Source organism: Leptotrichia sp. OH3620_COT-345, assembly GCF_003932895.1.
Lineage (GTDB): Bacteria > Fusobacteriota > Fusobacteriia > Fusobacteriales > Leptotrichiaceae > Pseudoleptotrichia.
Genome location: NZ_RQYW01000064.1, coordinates 1 through 976, shown reverse-complemented (window position 1 = coordinate 976; position 976 = coordinate 1). Strand labels below are relative to the sequence as shown.

2 protein-coding genes are annotated in these 976 nt (G+C 32.5%); both read left to right on the top strand.

Annotated elements, in window-relative coordinates; translation table 11 throughout:
- Positions 1–553, top strand: a 553-nt coding sequence (locus EII29_RS12280) for a hypothetical protein (protein WP_199726086.1), incomplete at its 5' end; no start/stop codon positions are given.
- Between the two features lie 176 nt (positions 554–729).
- Positions 730–976 (top strand): DUF3310 domain-containing protein (locus EII29_RS11295; protein WP_125237596.1); only part of this gene is annotated, 247 nt, incomplete at its 3' end.

Here is a 976-nt window from a genome sequence, read left to right as displayed (position 1 = left end):
CTTTTTGAAGTTGCTGATTAACTCTTTCGGTAATAAAAAGAGAGATTATTTATATTCTAAAGAAATTTCAGATTTAAAATATAATCTAGCTAAAGAAATAATTGAAAAGCATGACGTTTTTAGTGGTTATAAACAGACCAAAACATATAAGAGATCGATTGAAAAGTACAAACAATTTCAACAAATTCAACGACTTCAACAACTTGAACGACTTGAACAACTTCAACGAATTCAACAACTTCAAAAATTAAATAAAATAAAAGCTACAAGCAAAAGTTATCACGCTTTTAGTGATGTTTCTGGAGCTATTCTATATCTTGACCCACCTTATGAAGAAAGTCACCAAAAAGGTTATATTAATCAATTCGATAGTCAAGAATTTTATGACTGGGCATTTGTAATGGCTAAAAATAACATCGTGATAATTTCAAGTTATTCAATTTCAGATGAACGCTTTGAAGCTGTATATTCTTTTGACAAAGCGCGCAGCACTCTCCAAAGTGGAAGAAGCAAAAAAGAAAATGAGAAATTATTTATGGTTAAAAACAGTTAATATTTGATAAAGTAAAAGCAATTTGATAGAATAGAGTTATAAATAGAGGAGAACAAAATGAAAGATACAGTAAAAACTTTAATGATGGTTGCAGGTGTCGGCTTTACACTTATCGCTATCACTTGGATAGGTATGCTTGCGACGTTGCTTATTGCATGGATTGGGGGTAACATCTAATGAATTATGGTACAAATAAGCACTATGCCAATGAATACGGTATGGAACTTAACGAATACTTTAAACATCATTTTAACTATGAAGAGCTTGCAGGCTGGTATACAATGCAGGTATTAAAGTATCTAGTGAGAGCTGGCAAGAAAGAGGGTGAAAGCTACGACAAAGACCGTAACAAGGCTTTAGACTATGCAGGAGAACTTGCTAACTTAAGTAACGAGAATAAGCTTACAGAATACACTGCTGACG